Annotated in this window: 17 protein-coding genes and 1 pseudogene; 2 read left to right on the top strand and 16 right to left on the bottom strand. The window is 40.2% G+C overall.

Annotated elements, in window-relative coordinates; all coding sequences use genetic code 11:
* The 11 genes from PN838_RS00170 to PN838_RS00120 form a co-directional block, all read right to left on the bottom strand.
* The gene (locus PN838_RS00170; RefSeq protein ID WP_272179375.1) at positions 1 to 165 is read right to left on the bottom strand and encodes a hypothetical protein; all 165 of its coding nucleotides are present in this window, start codon (positions 163 to 165) and stop codon (positions 1 to 3) included.
* Positions 144 to 701: a type 1 glutamine amidotransferase family protein gene (locus PN838_RS00165; protein WP_272179374.1), complete on the bottom strand. Its 558-nt coding sequence runs from the start codon at positions 699 to 701 to the stop codon at positions 144 to 146. The genes PN838_RS00170 and PN838_RS00165 overlap by 22 nt, the downstream gene beginning before the upstream one ends.
* Before the next feature lie 3 nt (positions 702 to 704).
* Entirely contained in the window at positions 705 to 2432 is a 1728-nt protein-coding gene (locus tag PN838_RS00160) for an alpha-amylase family protein (protein ID WP_272179373.1), read from the bottom strand.
* Between the two features lie 450 nt (positions 2433 to 2882).
* Entirely contained in the window at positions 2883 to 3014 is a 132-nt protein-coding gene (locus PN838_RS00155) for a hypothetical protein (protein ID WP_272179372.1), read from the bottom strand.
* A 98-nt stretch (positions 3015 to 3112) separates the two neighbouring features.
* Positions 3113 to 4714: an Ig-like domain-containing protein gene (locus PN838_RS00150; protein ID WP_272179371.1), complete on the bottom strand. Its 1602-nt coding sequence runs from the start codon at positions 4712 to 4714 to the stop codon at positions 3113 to 3115.
* A 23-nt stretch (positions 4715 to 4737) separates the two neighbouring features.
* Complete coding sequence (locus PN838_RS00145; RefSeq protein WP_272179370.1) at positions 4738 to 6219, bottom strand: FG-GAP repeat domain-containing protein; 1482 nt, start codon at positions 6217 to 6219, stop codon at positions 4738 to 4740.
* A gap of 287 nt (positions 6220 to 6506) precedes the next feature.
* The gene (locus tag PN838_RS00140; protein ID WP_272179369.1) at positions 6507 to 8387 is read right to left on the bottom strand and encodes a methyl-accepting chemotaxis protein; all 1881 of its coding nucleotides are present in this window, start codon (positions 8385 to 8387) and stop codon (positions 6507 to 6509) included.
* Between the two features lie 61 nt (positions 8388 to 8448).
* Positions 8449 to 8937, bottom strand: a complete 489-nt coding sequence (locus PN838_RS00135) for a DUF1501 domain-containing protein (RefSeq protein WP_272179368.1) — start codon at positions 8935 to 8937, stop codon at positions 8449 to 8451.
* Positions 8879 to 9358, bottom strand: coding sequence for a DUF1501 domain-containing protein (locus PN838_RS00130; RefSeq protein WP_272179367.1), 480 nt, complete (start codon positions 9356 to 9358; stop codon positions 8879 to 8881). Before PN838_RS00130 ends, PN838_RS00135 begins: the two co-directional genes overlap by 59 nt.
* A 62-nt stretch (positions 9359 to 9420) precedes the next feature.
* Complete coding sequence (locus PN838_RS00125; protein ID WP_272179366.1) at positions 9421 to 9645, bottom strand: hypothetical protein; 225 nt, start codon at positions 9643 to 9645, stop codon at positions 9421 to 9423.
* A gap of 2 nt (positions 9646 to 9647) precedes the next feature.
* Entirely contained in the window at positions 9648 to 10880 is a 1233-nt protein-coding gene (locus tag PN838_RS00120) for a DUF1800 domain-containing protein (protein WP_272179365.1), read from the bottom strand.
* Positions 10881 to 11212: 332 nt separating this feature from the next.
* Between PN838_RS00120 and PN838_RS00115 the strand changes: the two genes are divergently transcribed.
* Positions 11213 to 11443, top strand: a complete 231-nt coding sequence (locus PN838_RS00115; protein WP_215964879.1) for a FeoA family protein — start codon at positions 11213 to 11215, stop codon at positions 11441 to 11443.
* A gap of 22 nt (positions 11444 to 11465) precedes the next feature.
* A pseudogene (feoB, locus tag PN838_RS00110) lies at positions 11466 to 13282 on the top strand (ferrous iron transporter B).
* Between the two features lie 92 nt (positions 13283 to 13374).
* Here the strand turns inward: feoB and PN838_RS25815 are convergent.
* The 5 genes from PN838_RS25815 to PN838_RS00090 are packed head-to-tail and all read right to left on the bottom strand — an operon-like array spanning position 13375 to position 16891.
* A complete protein-coding gene (locus PN838_RS25815) occupies positions 13375 to 13536 on the bottom strand; it encodes a globin domain-containing protein (protein ID WP_334313234.1) in 162 nt (53 codons plus the stop codon).
* Between the two features lie 52 nt (positions 13537 to 13588).
* Positions 13589 to 13792 carry a hypothetical protein gene (locus PN838_RS25810; protein ID WP_334313233.1) on the bottom strand — a complete coding sequence of 68 codons (204 nt, stop codon included), beginning with the start codon at positions 13790 to 13792 and terminating at the stop codon, positions 13589 to 13591.
* On the bottom strand, positions 13792 to 14646 hold the full coding sequence (locus tag PN838_RS00100; protein WP_272179364.1) for a DUF3034 family protein: 855 nt from the start codon (positions 14644 to 14646) through the stop codon (positions 13792 to 13794). Before PN838_RS00100 ends, PN838_RS25810 begins: the two co-directional genes overlap by 1 nt.
* Positions 14643 to 14834 carry an EAL domain-containing protein gene (locus PN838_RS00095; protein ID WP_272179363.1) on the bottom strand — a complete coding sequence of 64 codons (192 nt, stop codon included), beginning with the start codon at positions 14832 to 14834 and terminating at the stop codon, positions 14643 to 14645. The genes PN838_RS00100 and PN838_RS00095 overlap by 4 nt, the downstream gene beginning before the upstream one ends.
* Complete coding sequence (locus PN838_RS00090; RefSeq protein ID WP_272179362.1) at positions 14819 to 16891, bottom strand: EAL domain-containing protein; 2073 nt, start codon at positions 16889 to 16891, stop codon at positions 14819 to 14821. Before PN838_RS00090 ends, PN838_RS00095 begins: the two co-directional genes overlap by 16 nt.
* Between the last annotated feature and the right edge of the window lie 40 nt (positions 16892 to 16931).

Below are 16931 nucleotides of genomic sequence, written 5' to 3'. Positions count from 1 at the left end.
TTATTTTGGTGTTACTTCCAACAACAAAACTTGCTCAGATGCTATTTCAAATCGAGTTTCCAGTGGATTGCTCGTCATCATATCTGTGATATCGACCGATTTGCCATTTGCCAGTGTCAGCTCAATATTTGCCTTGTTATGACCTACATTGAGGATGTTAACCAAGTAACCCCTTTACCATTGGGTACAACACGCCACATAGTGGTTTTGTGGGCAACACCGTTAATTTCTTTCAGCACAACCGCAGGTTTACTACTTGGTTTAACCTCATTTAACGTCGCCTGTTTAATTTTAGCGATATTATTAGTGTTTAACACCAACAACTTACCGTTGCCTTTAACCAGTTGCTGTTTGCGTTTCTGACCATATTCATTTAAAGATAACGCATCTTTGGTATCGAGAATTACAGTGCCGCCTTGGTTTAGGTATGATTGCAGTGCAGCAAACTCTGCTTCCGTCACAAATTGGTTACGATAAACCACAACAACATCCCAAAGCCCATTATCTTGTTTCTGAATGATGTTCTTAGTCACAAAGCCGACCGGCATGCCTTCAAAGAACAGTTCTTCATAAAGCTTATAACCTTGAGTCATGTAATCGTCTGCGTTTATTGCAGTGGTTTCTGAGTAAAACAGTCTGATGGGTCGACGTTGTTCACGTAACTCAACGATTTCTTCAGAAAAACTATTTAAGTCATACATTACTCAGGTAACTTCATTAGTGACGTGAGGTTGCATGTTATTAGAACCGGCGTATGCGCCACCTAAACCAGGATCGAAGAAGTCTAAATCCCCTTCTAAACGATCTTCTGGCGAACCATCTGGATCCCGGGCCCAAAACCAGCCCATATTTGCGTCCATGCCAAGTAACGTCGCTAACCAATATACGCTTCTGACGTAACTTGTTCGAGTATCTAAGTCACGCCATTGGCCTGACGACAGAAAGTGTGATTCTGAATTTACGTTAATTTTATCCGGTGCAACTGACTCCATAAAGTCATGGAACATTGCTACTATGCCCCAGTGATAAGCGTATTTTTCTATCCATTCAGAAGACTTACCTGGACGAATATTTTTGCTACCAAATGACTTAGCGTCGTGGCCAACCATAGTCGTTAATTCAGCTAGTGCTTCAGTGTCGATACCACCAGATCGGGAATTATCCATAAACATCCGTGGCATGATCTTTATATGCGTATCCGCATCGGCATTAACAGTATGCAATTCGTCCTGCATAAACTTAAACCACTCGGTACTGCGGTCCATATTGTAACGCATCCAGTCATACCACATTGGTTGGCCTTTAAACTTAGTGTCCAAAGGTATGTCAATTTGCACTTGGTCAAAGCTTGTAAAAGCAGCGCCCCAGTTGCTGTTCAATTCAGCGACATCGCCACTGTATTTAGCGTCTAACCAATTGCGAAATTTGTTTAGCGTGTAAGATGAAATGTCGTTCATTTCTTTAAAACGATACGTCCAGTGGTCTTTTTCAGAAAACCAATGAGGTTCATTTGCCAACACAAAACCAAGTTCAGTAACTTTTTTACCTTTAGTTAAACGACCCGTTTCACGGATGATCTTGCCCCAAACATCACGAACTAATGGGTTATCAACATCAAAACCAGTAAACAATGAGCGACCTTTGCGTACTTCCGGTTCGCGTTCTTCCACCCACTTTGGAATGCCCATGATCCAATAATAAAGAAATCCTACATTAGTGTCTGGAATACTTGTTAACTCTTTCATTAATTCTTGGTCAAATGTGCCGTCTTCTTTTAACAAAAATGAATTAATGGCCCTGTCATGATCGACAGGGTATAGGTTTTCACCACCATGATACAAGGCCCCCAAATGGTCATTGTAGATATCGGTATTTGTTAACGGTTGTCCCACTGTTTTTGAGAAATAGTCATATGGGAAAATAGGCTTGCCATTGCTGATAAACATATTGTCTGACGCCTTCGTTCCTTGCCAATCGACTTTATTAACTGGTCGACGTTTAATTTCGCCACGTAATTCTTGAGCCAATACCTCAATCCCTTTATCGAGAATATCGATAACTTTTTGACGTTCAAAATCGGGTAATTCATCTGCTAATCGTTTTTTATCTTTTGCGTAGTAGCGCTCGTAACCAAATGCTTTTTCAATTGAGTCACGATTGGCTTCATCCCAATTAGCAAACGTTAAAAACTGTTCAGAAAACCAAACTATGGTTTCTTCTCTGGCCACATCTATTTCGTTGTTCTGCGCTTTTTCCATCATGCTTTTAAGTTCAACTAACTTAATTCGAGCTTCCTGCTCCAATGGACTCAGTTCGTTAAAATTAGCTATTTGTTCCTGTGCGGTTTCTGCTGCAACTTCTTCTTTTGTGCTGCAAGCCGCTGTTAACAACAGGGCCGAAGCGATGGCCGCGCCTATTAAGTGACGTTTCATTGATGCCTCCTGATCTTTGTTCTGGATTTAACCAGAGCTAAAATATAAATTTAACCTTCTGAGATACATCTTATATTTTTAAACATCATATGTATACGAATAATTTTTAAAGGGTAATATATTTAAAATTACTAATACTTAACAATAACTTATTATTTTCATTTAGTTGTTGGTACGGTTTTTAACCTTATTTTGTCTTGTTTTTTTGCAGAATAAGTATGGTTTTATACCATATTGCAATATGCACTATCGTTAAGTGCGAGTAAAAATTAGGTCAAGGATTTAAAGCAGATTGGTGAATATGTCGTTTGGCTAGAATGTCGAGTTTGTACTCAGATAAAAAATAACGCAGGCACCCCTAGCAACACTGCGCTATTTTTTATTAATTAAATTGTTGCTGACAAATGCCCTTTAACAGTCGCTGAGAAGCATTGCTAAAAAGTGCCTATCTTAATCGATTGCAACTAAGTTAAGCGGGTAAATCACGGCGTCATTCATCGTTCCGTCACTTGATGCAAATGACACTCTTAGTTGATAAAACTGGCCCTCGGGTAATTCTGACGTTGGCTTCAAGCCAGCCAAAGAAATGACCTTACTTGAAATTCCTTCGTTAGTTTTTAATACCGATGAATCAACGACAACCCTATCTTCTACCGGGATCCATTTTGACTGAAAGTGCCTTAACCAAAATCGAATTCCCCTTCATCTGAAGAGATCACCTGATTCCCAGTTCCGGCATTGTATTGCACCTTTACTTCAATTTGACTGTTCACAGGTATCGGTTTACCCGAAAACGCCTCAGCATTCGTAATTTTAATAAATGGCTTTATTAGTGGCTTTACGGTCAAAGTAAACTTATCGACGACTTTATTTGCGTTATTAACTGCGGAGTCCCCTAATTTGGCACTAATCGTTGTTGTACCCGGTTTTAACGCGGTGACCTTACCATTATCGTTAATCCTTGCTATTTCTTGGTTACTGCTATTCCAGTTAACAATGGCGTTGTCTGCATTTATTGGGAATAAAATTGCGCGTAATTTCTGAGTCTCACCTTCCACCATAGTTTGACGAACCGCGGCATCTTGACTCGCAATTGTAACTGCAGTAACGGGTTTTGGAGTCCAAGGGATAATTGTTAGTTCTACTGAACTTGTCAGTTTATTTACGGCAGCTGTTGCGGTAATTATTGCACTTTGATTTATGTCACCCACAGCGGTTACCCGACCGCGTTCATCAACTTTCAGGATATTTTTGTTACTGGATGTCCAGTTAATTTGATTGTCCGCGTTACTTGGTACCATCGCCGTATTAAGCTGAATCGTCGCATTTTGTCTGATATGATTGTTTTCCGCATCAACAAACACGTCTAATCCCTTTGGGTCGAGCCTGTCAGTGGCATAAAGTCGATTAACCGCCTTGTGGCGAAACGCTATCGTTTCGCCATTGCGCCAGCGCACTTTAATTGATTCTATAACGTCAACGTCACCAAGACCAAAATGCACTATATTTAATAAACTTTGAGAGAAAACTGACCCAGCTGAACCGACTCGCTTGGTAAATTCTCCCTTAGCTGTTTTGACAATAACTTCCGCCGAAATCGCGTCAACGTGGGATTGTGGTGAATAACCAACATTAACGAGCACATACGCATTATCTGCAAGCGACTCAGTTTGGTCACTGACACCATTTTGATATAAGTACCATTGACCACCTTCACTACCATTAAGTAAATCAAGATCACCATCTAGATCAAAATCAAATGCCTGACCCATATCACCATTGCCCGGTCCGCCTACATCATTGGCACCGTGCATCGTCACCGTTTGAAATTGATTTTTGCCGTCATTTAACAACATATAATCTGAAATTCTGCCGTCTATTTTGCCCCAACGATAGACAAATACATCTTGAAAACTGTCGTTATTAAAATCCCCTACCGTTACCCCTAAGGCGTTGCCACCACTTGGTAAATTCCAACTTTCCGTTACATTGGTGAATGTGCCATTGTCATTACTTAATAAGATATCTTGGGTATTACGATTTTCCGGTTCGAAGTTTGGCGTCACGCTATTAATGCCAGATAAACTAAAATTAAAGCCCCAAAATATGTCGCCATTTCTGACCAACGCCGCTTTCCATTTACCTTTGTTAGGGTTGGAGCCTGTGCCACTACCAACATCACTATCACCAACAAAGCCAAAGTACATGCCATTTTCCGTTAAATCGGTGGGCCACCCAATTGAACTTTGCTGCTCAATAACAAATTCATCACCGGATGCCAAAACTGTAGCATTTTTGTTAGCCCCTAAAAAAATGGGATAATCTTTGCCCCTAAAAACCCCTGTGATAAATAATAGTAGCTATGAAACTTGATATCGCCGTCGGCGGTAAACTCAAATGAATCAACCCCTTTGTATCCTCGTGGCTTTATAGACAATTCTTTAGTGATCGGGTCGTGATCAAGTGACGGTTTTTCGCCAAAGCCACCTTCAAATTCTTTGCCTCTAGCAAGGTACAAATCAAGGTCACCGTCGTTATCTATGTCTAAATCCGCAATCCCCATTACACCTTTAATAGACGATATATCTGCGGGAAATTGAGATGTGATGTCGGTAAATGTAAAATCGCCATTGCCTTGCCATACTGACAACGGACCGTACAAAATCACATCGTCTATATGGTCATTGTTAATATCGGTTATTAACGCTCTGGAAGGATGTTGGTCTTGCAAGCCAGCAATTGGTTTATAGGTAAACGTGCCATCGCCTAAGTTTTCATAGAAAAAATGCTGGGGCTTTGAGCCCGCTAAGCTAGTCTCGTTGATTAACATCAAATCAAGATCGCCATCGAGATCCATGTCGGACCATTTTGCCCCTCGTCCGCGCCCGCCTTTGTCAATCGCTACATCACCAGTGGTCAATACAAAAGTGCCATTATTGTTGGTATAAAAATTTGCCTTTGAAGGGTTTTTACCATTGCCACCGCCTTGGGTAACTACAAGATCTAAATCTCCATCGTTGTCAAAGTCACCCACTGATGTACCGTGTAAATCATGCATAAACCAACGCGCTAAGTCTTTATTGTGTTTGCTTACCGTACCATCACCGTTATTCCAATAAAGTTTACTCGATTCTTGATTGTGGTTATTAACGATAAAGTCATAATCACCGTCTTGGTCGATGTCGGCGATAGTCGGCCCGCCGTATTTTATCGAGTTCACTTTATCTATTCCGGCCTTAATCGAAATGTCAGAAAAATTAGGTACATTTATTGGTCCCATATCTTCGAGCAGCAAATGATTAATCATTACGTCGGCGTTATTTGACCTAAATGTTAATTTAACCTTTCCGTTTGAGGGAAACCGTACTAAAACATTTATGGACTGTTTTCCGGACTTGGCAATATTGAGGTTATCCGCGAGTAAAACGTTATCACCATAAAGACTTAAACTTGCGTAATTTGCAGGATTAGTTAATTCAATAGTTAACTTTTTCACTAAACTACCCGTGATATTGACTTCACTTGATAGGGGTGAGTTTGGCAATACCGTCTTATTAGAAAAAGCGGCGAGACCTACATTTGAATTTACTGCCTGCTCAGAACACCCTGCTGTAAGCGCACTTGAGATCACAGCTGTTGCTAATATAACCGGTTTAACGAACAACAAAACCTGCCGATATTTTTTAATCGGCATTATGCTTAATACAGCAAGTTTTAATAATGATCTCTTTTGAAATAACGCTGCGTGAGTTATGTGATTTTTGTTGTCGATGAATGCTGATCTCATTTTAATTTAACCGTTAACCTTTTTAAGACCATACCTTAGCTTTTCCATTTTGGATAGTATTTTGTAAACAATTAACCAAATAAAAATATTGTAAAATACATTACACAATTACTAGTACAAACATAACAAGCTGATATTTATAATTTATTTGATAATTTACTAGGTAGGATGATTGACCTTATAAAAAGGAAGTGAGGCGTTTTTGAGTGAATAAAGTCTCGACGTCCATAACAACATCGAGACTGCTAACCGTTTAATTGGTGACACATCGCAACAAGAAGGGAGACTTAAAGTACAAATTTAGACACCAAATGTTCTAACTCTTTTGCATTCGTTTCAAGCTCTAAACAAAGCTCAGCCGCTTCTTCCATTTTTTGTTTATTGTCCCCTGCTGTGTCAGAGATAAGCACAACGTTTTCATTGATTTCACCTGTAGCCAATGTTTGTTCTTTCGTTGACAATGCTACTTGGTTATTCATTTCAGTTAATTTAACAATTTCATGGGCAACTTCAGTGAAGGTTTCGCCTGTTTTAATCAAACGACCCGCCGCATTTTGTGTTCCCTCGCTGCCAATTTTGATAGCAGACACCGCATCTGAAGCTTTATTTTGTAATTTGGCGATCATCGAATTAATTTCTTCCGTCGAATCCGCTGTACGTTTGGCAAGAGTTCGTACTTCGTCAGCAACAACAGCAAACCCACGCCCTTGTTCACCAGCTCGCGCTGCTTCTATCGCCGCATTTAGCGCCAACAAATTGGTTTGTTCTGAAATACCTTTAATAACATCAAGTACGTGGGTGATCGACTGGATCTCATTCGACAACTCGTTAACTGAATCCACTGAATGATTCATCGACAATTCCAACGATTTCATTTGGTCTATTGTTAGTTGCACAAATTCGTTACCCGCATTTGTCTTAAGCTCAGTGTCATGAGCGACACCGGATGCCACTTCCGCATTTTCAGAGATTTGTCGGACTGTGGATTCCATTTCGTTAACCGCAGCGGCAACCGTTTGGGTACTATTGGACTGAGTATCCGCTAAATGTTTCGAATGGTTTACTTTGTCAGCCACTGTGTCGGCAATAATTTTTACATGTTCTGTCGCATTTGAAACCCGCTTAAACATACCGTGCAGTTGTTCTAAGAATATATTGATCTGTTGAGCCAATTCGCCCACTTCATTTTGTTCATCAACTCTGATCCGAGCGGTTAAATCACCGTCTTTTTCAGTCAAGTTAACAACCGACTTATGGATCCAACGAATTGGACTAAAAATTTGATTCGCTAATATTTTAGTTAAAACAAACCCAAGTGCCGCAATTAATAACCCGACAAAAATATTCTGAAAAATTGCAGATTGAATTGCACCAAACAATTCTACTTTTGGAATTTCAGCCACTAAATTCCAATCTATTGATTTGAGTTTAATGCTACTGCGAATATGTTCCTCGCCGTTAATATCAACTTCATTAAGGGATGTTGTTCTAGTTGCAGCTAAATCAATTTTCCGCCCAATTAAGTTATGATTTGGGTGCAGAGTAATTATCCCTTCGCTATCCACTAGATAAACAATTCCCGTATCGGCAATTCGGTAACCTTTAATAAGTTTTGTCATGGCTTCAAGAGAACGTCCAACACCTGCGAGTGCCACCACTTTATTATTCACTTTAATGCTGTAATTAATAAAAACAGCAGCTTGGCCTAAGTTTTTATCAACATCTAAACTCAGTTCAAATTCTTTCCCTGAATTAGTAAATTTGTAAAACCATTTATCTTCGTTTTGATTAATTTGTCTAATGATGCCGTCATTGGTGTAATAATTTGACGTTTCACCTGAGACTATAAATGCAGAAATAGCTTCATTGTTAGCTTTGATATTGGCAAGGTACTCGGTAAATTCAGCTAATTTCGAACTTGATTCACCATTTGTAATCCAGTTGGTCACCATCGTATTGGTTGCTATAGCCTTGGATGCTTCAACTGGACTCGACAATTCCAGTTCTATCGCGTTTCGCACTTCTGCTAGTGCCGTTGGCAGCTCTGAGGTTTCAAGCTTATCGGTTAAAAATGAGGTGATAGAAGAAGAAAATAGAAACGTAGACAAGGTAAGCGGAAACAAAATAGCGGTAACTAAACTTAAGTAAACTTTTTGCTGTAATTTCATATTAATCCTTAACATCAACTTATTACGCAAGTTATCGGCAATTAGGGCTTATTATTTACTTTTAATTAAAAGTTCGTAACAAATCCACCCAAATTGCCTTTCGCCTTATTAGTTCAAGATAGCATAGGACTTTAATAAACGTGCAGGATAGGGTGAATTTAGGAAAAACCTTTGCCAGTTGATCAGGTGACATCTGCCAATGTTCAGATAACAACGCAGACATCCAGGAAAAAGCACTTGACGTTGGCTGTAGATCTCGGTTTTCAAACAGCTGTTCTGGTGCTAACCCCGGCCACTCTCCAAGGACCTTTCCACCTTTTACCGCACCACCTGCGACAAACATGCAACTTGCGGTGCCATGATCGGTTCCACCTGTACCATTTTCTCTGACTGTACGACCAAATTCTGTCGCGATTACGACAACAGTGTCATTCCAAGTTTCTTTTAGCGCGCTTTCTAAGGCATTTAAGCCATTATCCAGTTCGGCTAATTTACGTGTGAGTCGATTCGCTTGGTTGTTGTGAGTATCCCAGCCCCCAAGTTCTAACATTGCGCAATCCGGCCCCCTTTCGTATTAAGTAATTGGCCACAAGAACGAGCAAGTGACACAAACTTATCTTGATTTTTTTCTTATCGTTTTTGCTTCCAACCAGCGCTTTGGTTTCCATCCCTTCTTGCAATTTGGTTAACAACTTAGGATCATTTTGGTACAAATTTATTAGATCGTTATAAATATCTTCATCTGCAGATTTTAAGTTGGTTGGGTACCAAGTATTAACGTCTTTGGCACTTCTAAAAACAATCGGCGTAGTTTGTGACACGGCCAAACCCGACTTACGTTGAATATCTATTGCTCTGCCCAACCAACCTGTATCGTGGTCAATTTTATTAAGGCCAGATTCTAAAAAATCTTGGCCATCAAAATGCGAACGAGCGTCGTATCCAGAACCTACTGCAACGATTGGCAACATTGTTTTTTGCCGATACCAACGATGTAACGTCTGCAATGAAGGATGAAGCGCAAACTGAGTATTTAACGAGAGTGCTTTTTCTCTGCAACGGCAGCCAGTTTTGGCCTGTGTTGGTGTAACGCTTTATCATTTACAGGAATAATGGTGTGCAGCGAATCTAAAGCACCACGCAGCATAACAAACACTAATTTTTTAGGCTTCACAACGGCCGTAGTTGCCAAAGCAGATGCAGATGGCCAAAGGACTAGACTGGCGCCTGAAAATTTTAGAAAGTCACGTCTATTCATGTCTATCTCCTTTGGAATTCTGGGCTGAGCAACAACATGGCTGTTGCTTGTTTACGAGATTCTGCGCGTACCACCGATAGATAGGTCAACTCCGACACTGTGTTAGACAATGCAGTGGCTAATAGTTGTTCAGCGTTTGCTTTAAATCGAGACGCAACATTCATGGCTAAATCAATTCGGGTCATTACTGCATTTGCGCCCATCCAATCAGCCTCAGTGTCAGCAAACCCGGCAGGTGATCCAGCTTTAAAAGGTGCTTGACCCAGTTGTTTTAATACTTGTTGTACTTGTCTGCCTTTATATTTGTTATTCGGTAGCAATCGCATACTGGACAAGACAAAATCTCGAGGGGTTTTATACTTTTGAAGCGATGCAGACCACGATTCCTCTGCATCAATTAAGGTTGTCATAACTTGCTTAATATTGCCGTTTGTCTTTTGCCAAGTGACTTCAAGTTTATCCAATAATGACTTAGGAGGATTGTCACTTACAAAGTGAGAAGCAAGCTTTTTACAAATAAAATGACGAGTAGACGCATGCTGTGCAATATCTTTTAACATCAACTCGCCCTGCTCAACACCACCTTTTTTGTAGGTTCTAGACAGCAATTTGCGACTACCAGGTTCATGGCCTTTTTCTCGAAACACAAAGCCTTTATCCGGCTCTTTAGCTGGATATGCAATGCTCCATCCAGTAATACCCTTTGCAAGCTCTATTACGTCCTGTTGCGTATAACCACCGTTCACGCCAAGCGTATGCAGCTCTAAAATTTCACGTGCCAAATTTTCATTTAAGCCTTTGCCACGTTTTCCCATTTTGGAATTTGGCCCAAATGACCGTTCATTATTTAAATAAAGTAACATCGCGGGATGTTTAACCACCGCCACCAATAAGTCTTCAAAATTACCAAAAAGATTTGGCGCAATTGCTTCGCGCTCTAATGTCGGGGCCAATACGTTTAATACATTTGACTGTGCGGTTACAGAAAAATGATTAGAGAAAAAATCTAATAATCGCCACTGAATTGTATGATCTGCGTTAACGACTTGTGTGAAAGAGTCGTCGATAAAACGAATATAGGTTTGTCTAGGAAAAGATTTTTGTTCTTTCGACAGCTCTTTACCTTGTTTTTTAGCCTTTTTCCGCTGTTGCTGATATTCATACAGTTGCTGACGCAGCGCAATTGACGTCGGTAAACTATTATCAAAATTAGGGGCTATTAGCCCTGATTTCAATCAGGCTTTTGCATCAATGTTTTGTTTAACATTGTCGGTGCTCTTTGCTCCATAACCAAATCGATTGGCCGCAATTATGGAGGCATTAAAATGAGAATATTGCATCAACGCCACGCTTTCTGAGTTAATAAAATTTCAAGTATCTTATTAAATATACTAAAACCCCACACTCAGCAACTTGTTATCGCTGTTTATATCAACAATTTGCAAATACTTATCAAAAAGCGACCTTAAGCAACCTTACAAATGATAATTATTATCATTTGCAACATGATTACTTCACTGTATACTGCAAAAAAATGACAGTTCCTATAAGGCTTTGGAGATTAATAATGACACTTTGGGACCTTACTAAAAACTCACTTTCAACGATTTCTCATCTGTCTCCCACTCTTGAGGAAGCATTGTTAGTGCGACTTATGGAAATGGGTTTTGAAACGAATCAATCCATCACGTGTTTAAGGCGTACGCCATTTTCTGGCCCAATCGTCGTCCAATTAGGTGACTCAGTTTTCTCATTAGAACAAGAGCTTGCTCAACACGTATATCTCGCAACAAACTAAGTTACAAATTAAAGATATAAACATGAAAAAAATCTTAATGGTTGGTAAGCCAAACTGTGGAAAAAGTTTGCTGTTTAATCAACTTACAGGTCTAAGACAAAAAGTCGCAAATTATCCATAGTGTGACTGTCGAAATAAAAAGTGGCGTAATGGACAACGTTGAACTTATCGATTTTCCAGGTACCTATTCTTTAAATAGTTTATCTAAAGATGAAGAAGTCGCAATAAACCAGCTAAATGCGAAGCTCGCTGACGATGACACATCTTTGGTTTTATGTGTTCTAGATGCGACTCGTTTAGAGCGCAGTTTGGTGTTTGCTCTTCAAGCTCAACAACTTGCAACTCAAGCGAGTAAACCCATAGCGTTTGTCGTAAATTTTATTGACGAACTCAAGCGCTTTGGTCACAGTTTTGACATCGACGCCCTGTCTCATGATTTAGGTGCTCCGGTCTATGCGGTCTCTGCTAGAGATTTAGATGGTATTACTGAACTCAAGCAAGCTTTATTGGCGAAAGATTATCAAACCTACCCCTCGTTGAGTCGTCAAACACCAATTAGTAGTGTTTCCGATGCGGTAAAAAGAAGTCGAGAATTAGCGTCTAAATACGCAATTAATCGTGATGTAATTCTTAAAAACCAAAATGTACTCGATGCTTTTTTACTTAACAGTTTATTTGGTTCCATTGCATTTTTGCCATCATGTTTCTGCTATTTCAAAGTATATTCACGTGGGCAACGCCATTGATGGACGCGGTGGAAGTTAGCCTCGGTGCAATAGCGCAGTTTATTACAGGCTTTGTCGGTAATGGCGTTGTAAGTGACTTTATCAATGATGCTATTTTTGGTGGTGTTGGGTCGTTTTTGGTCTTCGTACCTCAAATCATGGTACTTACATTTGTTATCGGTTTATTAGAAGACAGTGGCTATTTAGCGCGAGCCGCATTAATTTGCCATAAACCCCTAAGCTTTTTTGGTTTGTCCGGTCGCAGTTTCATCCCTTATTTGTCGGGCCACGCCTGTGCAATTCCGGCAATAATGGCGGCAAGAACGATAGAGTCGCCTCGTAAACGCCTCATAACTATGATGACTATTCCGTTAATGTCATGTTCTGCTCGACTGCCAGTTTACGCTTTACTAATCGCTGTGTTAATCCCGACTGATGTGTATTGGCTGGGTTTATTTAATATGCAAGGTGTGGCGTTTTTGGACTTTACTTTTTTGGCATTGTGACGGCGCTAGCCATCAGCGCTTTATTAAGTCGGTCAACAATAACTGAGCAAGAAAAAACTGAAATGCCTTTTATTATCGAGATGCCAAGTTATCGACTTCCACACTGGAAACCACTAGGTCAGCGTGTCGTAAACAGTGCGGTGCAATTTATAAAACGTGCAGCGCCTGTGATATTTGTGGTGTCTTTAGTGATTTGGGTATTGGGTTATTTTCCACTCAATGCCAGTTTAGAAGATTCGTTTTTGGGTACGATTGGTCATTTTATTGAACCTATTTTTGAACCACTTGGATTAGACTGGCGATATGGGATTGCTATATTAATGTCGTTCTTAGCCCGTGAAGTCTTTGTCGGGGCTCTAGGCACCTTATACGGAATGGAAGGCGCAGATGAGAACATTAGCGGCTTAGCGGCGCAAATACTTAACGAAGGCTTACCACTTAATACCGGTATCGGCTTGTTGTTATTTTACGTTGTTGCGTTGCAATGTGTGGCTACCGTGGCAACGCTTAAAGGTGAGATAGGTAATAATAAATTATCTTGGGGTCTCTATGGATTCTATGGCTTGTTGGCTTATGCCTTGGCTTTTGTTGCTAATGTCGTAATTTAGACACAATTGGTTATAAATTAAGGCTGTTATTATTTTAACAGCCTTAACATTTGACTAAATAAACGTTTATGTAAAAGTGAACCTTACAGGTACTACAGGTACAAAATCTCGTGACGTAATTTAGCTAATCGTTGTAATAATTGGTTTTGGATCCTATGTGGCACATCGGCCTTAGTCATTGCGCTAATGAGCAGGTCAACGGTGGTATTAAAATCAGTCTCTGTGATATTCATACCTTCATGTACCTGTTGCATCGTATCCCCGTATATTGGCAATTACCATCTGCAATGACGCAGATATGTTCAATTAATTTTTCTCGAAACCGATCGACATCCGATTCAGTAAAATATTGAAATATCTTTTGTTAAACTGAATCTCTTCAATAAAATTATCGACAATCAATTCAACTTTTTTATCGCCACCTAACTGCTGATATAACGTAACATTTGTGGTTACACATCCCGTTAACGCTGCGGTGAGAATGACAACGCCCCATACTTTTCCACTCATCACCAAAGTTTCCCCGTTAAATTAAGAAATAAACCTTCTTGACCTGTTGCCCCGGCAATACTGCCGAGTTTTGCCCAGACCAGCGTTAAACTGACATTTTTGTTCGGCACATACGCCACAAATATGTCATACCAATCGTCCTCACCCAGACCTAAATTATCGGGCTTTTGTCGATATTCAACACCAATGACTAAGTTTCTTGAAAGCAATATTCCGGCGGAGCCTTCCATCATCAAATTATGAGAGGTATCTGACGCGGACCCATACCCTAAAAAGCCCGTTTGATTACCCTTAGTCAACCGGGCGGTGACATTCCAAACAACGTTAAAGCCAGCCGCTAAACCTAAATGAACCTTAGTTGCAGCTAAGTAGTAATCTGTATTTGAAGAGGACTCTTTAGCGCCTACTGCATCTGCAATAACATAGTCTTTCAAGCGTTTATGATGAAGACCTGCGCTAACCTGCGGCCAAACACCGTATACGGCATCACCGTATAATTTTACCTTGGCACCAAAGACTTCCTGTTGAATATCACCACCCAGCGAACTTAATGTAAAGCGTTGTTTAGCGTAACTAAGTTCGACTTTATCATAGAGCCCAATTGCTGCACTGGTCACATCTAAACGGTAATCGGTGGTTGAAACTTGGGTTGTCGACACTGTTGCCGCGACTTCGTCACGCGAACCATAACCTGATATGACGGCCCATGGTACAAGTCCACCGCCTGCAGACCCCTCAATTTGTGTTACGCCAGCCGTTGCTAGCAACTTGCCGTCATTGGTCCCCGCGTATAATGTCCCGACAAACAAAGTCGGCAATAAAATTGCGCTTAATATCGTTTTCCAACTTGTCATTCTTGCACCTTTTTATCGTGATATTGCGCTAACCAACCGGTCACCTCTGAGGCTGGCATAGGCCGGCTAATGTAATAACCTTGGATATACTGGCAACCTAATTGACGCAATATCTCCAACGATGCTTTATTTTCAATCCCTTCTGCCACCACAGACAATCCAAAGTTTGTTGCTAGGAAATAATACACTTCACAATGGTTAAATCGTCTTCATTTTGATCAAGTTGTAGAATAAACGCTTTATCAATTTTTAATGTTTGCACCGGGAAGTCTTTAATATAAGACAACGATGAGTGGCCTGTACCAAAGTCGTCGATGGCCAACGAAAACCCTTTTTCGACAAACAAATTGAGTTGCGCAATGGCTCTTTGTGGATCTGACATGATGTCGCTTTCAGTTATTTCAAACGACAATTGATTAATTGAAATATCAAACTCTTTTAAGCAATCATCAATATATTCAATTAAGTCCCCACACACTATGTCCTGTGCCGAGAGGTTAATTGCTATTTGTTGTTCAGGTAATTGCCAGTGATGTAAATCTCTGATAACGCGTCGAATAACCCACTGTGTTAAAGACTTAATGATACCGGCACTTTCTGCAATTGGGATAAACATCTCTGGCGAAACAAAGCCTAATTTCTTACTATTCCAGCGGATCAAGGCTTCCATTTTATCAACGCTATTGTTGCTTAATGCCAATTTAGGTTGATAGAACATTGCCAGTTCGTCTTTATTGTCACTTTCTAATAGGTGCTGTAATTCATATAAAACTTCGATTCGTTGAATATAGGCGGCTTCCTGCTCAGGCAGATAATATTGAATATTGTTACTTTTTGTCCGAGCATGACTTGCTGCAATACTTAAACTTCGGATCACGTCTTCAGCTTTGTCAAACACGCTATTTTTATTATTACTGTCGTTGACACTTACAATGCCAATGACCAATTTTATCCGCACTTTTACCTGCGAAACCAATATTGAACGTTCCATTTCTGATTGAATATCGACGATGTTCTCTAGCGTCACGGTTTGATTGGGGAGCCAAATAACTTCCCCGCCAGCAATTCTCGCTGTACAGCCGCCCTTCGTTTTAATTTCACCAGCGAGGTATTGCAAACACTCATCACCAACTTTATAACCGAAAGTCTCATTCAGCTCTCTAAATCCATTTATCTGAATTGCAATGACCTGAAAAGCACCGTTGTTTTCTATGCCTTCCTGAACGAGTTCAAGCAATCGAGTGCGGTTATAAAGGCCAGTTACCATATCGTGAGTGGCGTTATAGCTAATCGTTTTTTCACGTTCTGAAATGTTCAACTGCATCTGTTTAAAAGCAACAGATAAGTCAGCAATTTCAGTCGTGCTGGTGTTTAGTTCAATTGTATTTTGGTAGTCACCACGGGATATACGTTTCGCTAGTATAGAGAGGCGTTCCAGAGGTTTTGTCACATTTTTAGAAAAACCAACCCCGAGTAATAGCGCAACAAATACGGCGATAACAGAAATTACGGCAACGTCTTTAATAAGCGTATAAAACTCTTTAAATAACAGATCGGTGTTATGACTTAGCATCACATAACCTGTGAAATGTGGGTAGTTTTCCAGTCTGAAAGCCTGAGTTGTTAGATGCAAGCGACTAAATTTTTTAGCGTTTTCTAATAAAGGTAAATTTGATTGCAGCACGATTTCAGCGTCTGCCGGCGACAATGTGGTTAAATATGCCGACTTTTCTTGGTCAAATAAAAGGGTAATATCGAGAGTCGTTAATTGGCTAAATCGGTCAACGAGTTTTTGATCCATTTCAAACCCTATCATAGCTATGGCGATAGGGTTTGGCGCGTCGACGGTAAGAAATAAAGATTGGTAGAGTTTGCCATTAATCAAATTAAACGTAATTAAACCACCATCGCGCAAAACATTATCATAAATTTCTGGTGTGAGGTAACTGCCGCTATCTGTCGTTAGAGTATCCGTTTTGCCAATGACTTTAGCGTCTAATGACATCACCAGCATAAGATCCGCTGAAATACGTTCGCTGTGGTTATTCAGCATACTGTCTATCGTTGCGCTATCTAACGTGGCGATGGCTTGTTTAAAACCAAAGTCTTCGGTTAAAACCGTAGCAGCATTAACCAACAGGTTTTCACGACTTTCAAGTGAGTTTACAAAGACACTATGACCAACTTCTAATTCACGGGACAACTGCGTATCGGCATGTCGACTGGTTGCAAACCAAATCGCCATTAAAATAACGATTGAGATCAACAAAACGATGCTAACGACG

Origin of the sequence: Psychrosphaera algicola, from assembly GCF_028401425.1 — a bacterium.
Lineage (GTDB): Bacteria > Pseudomonadota > Gammaproteobacteria > Enterobacterales > Alteromonadaceae > Psychrosphaera > Psychrosphaera algicola.
This window is presented reverse-complemented; position numbering and strand designations above follow the sequence as displayed.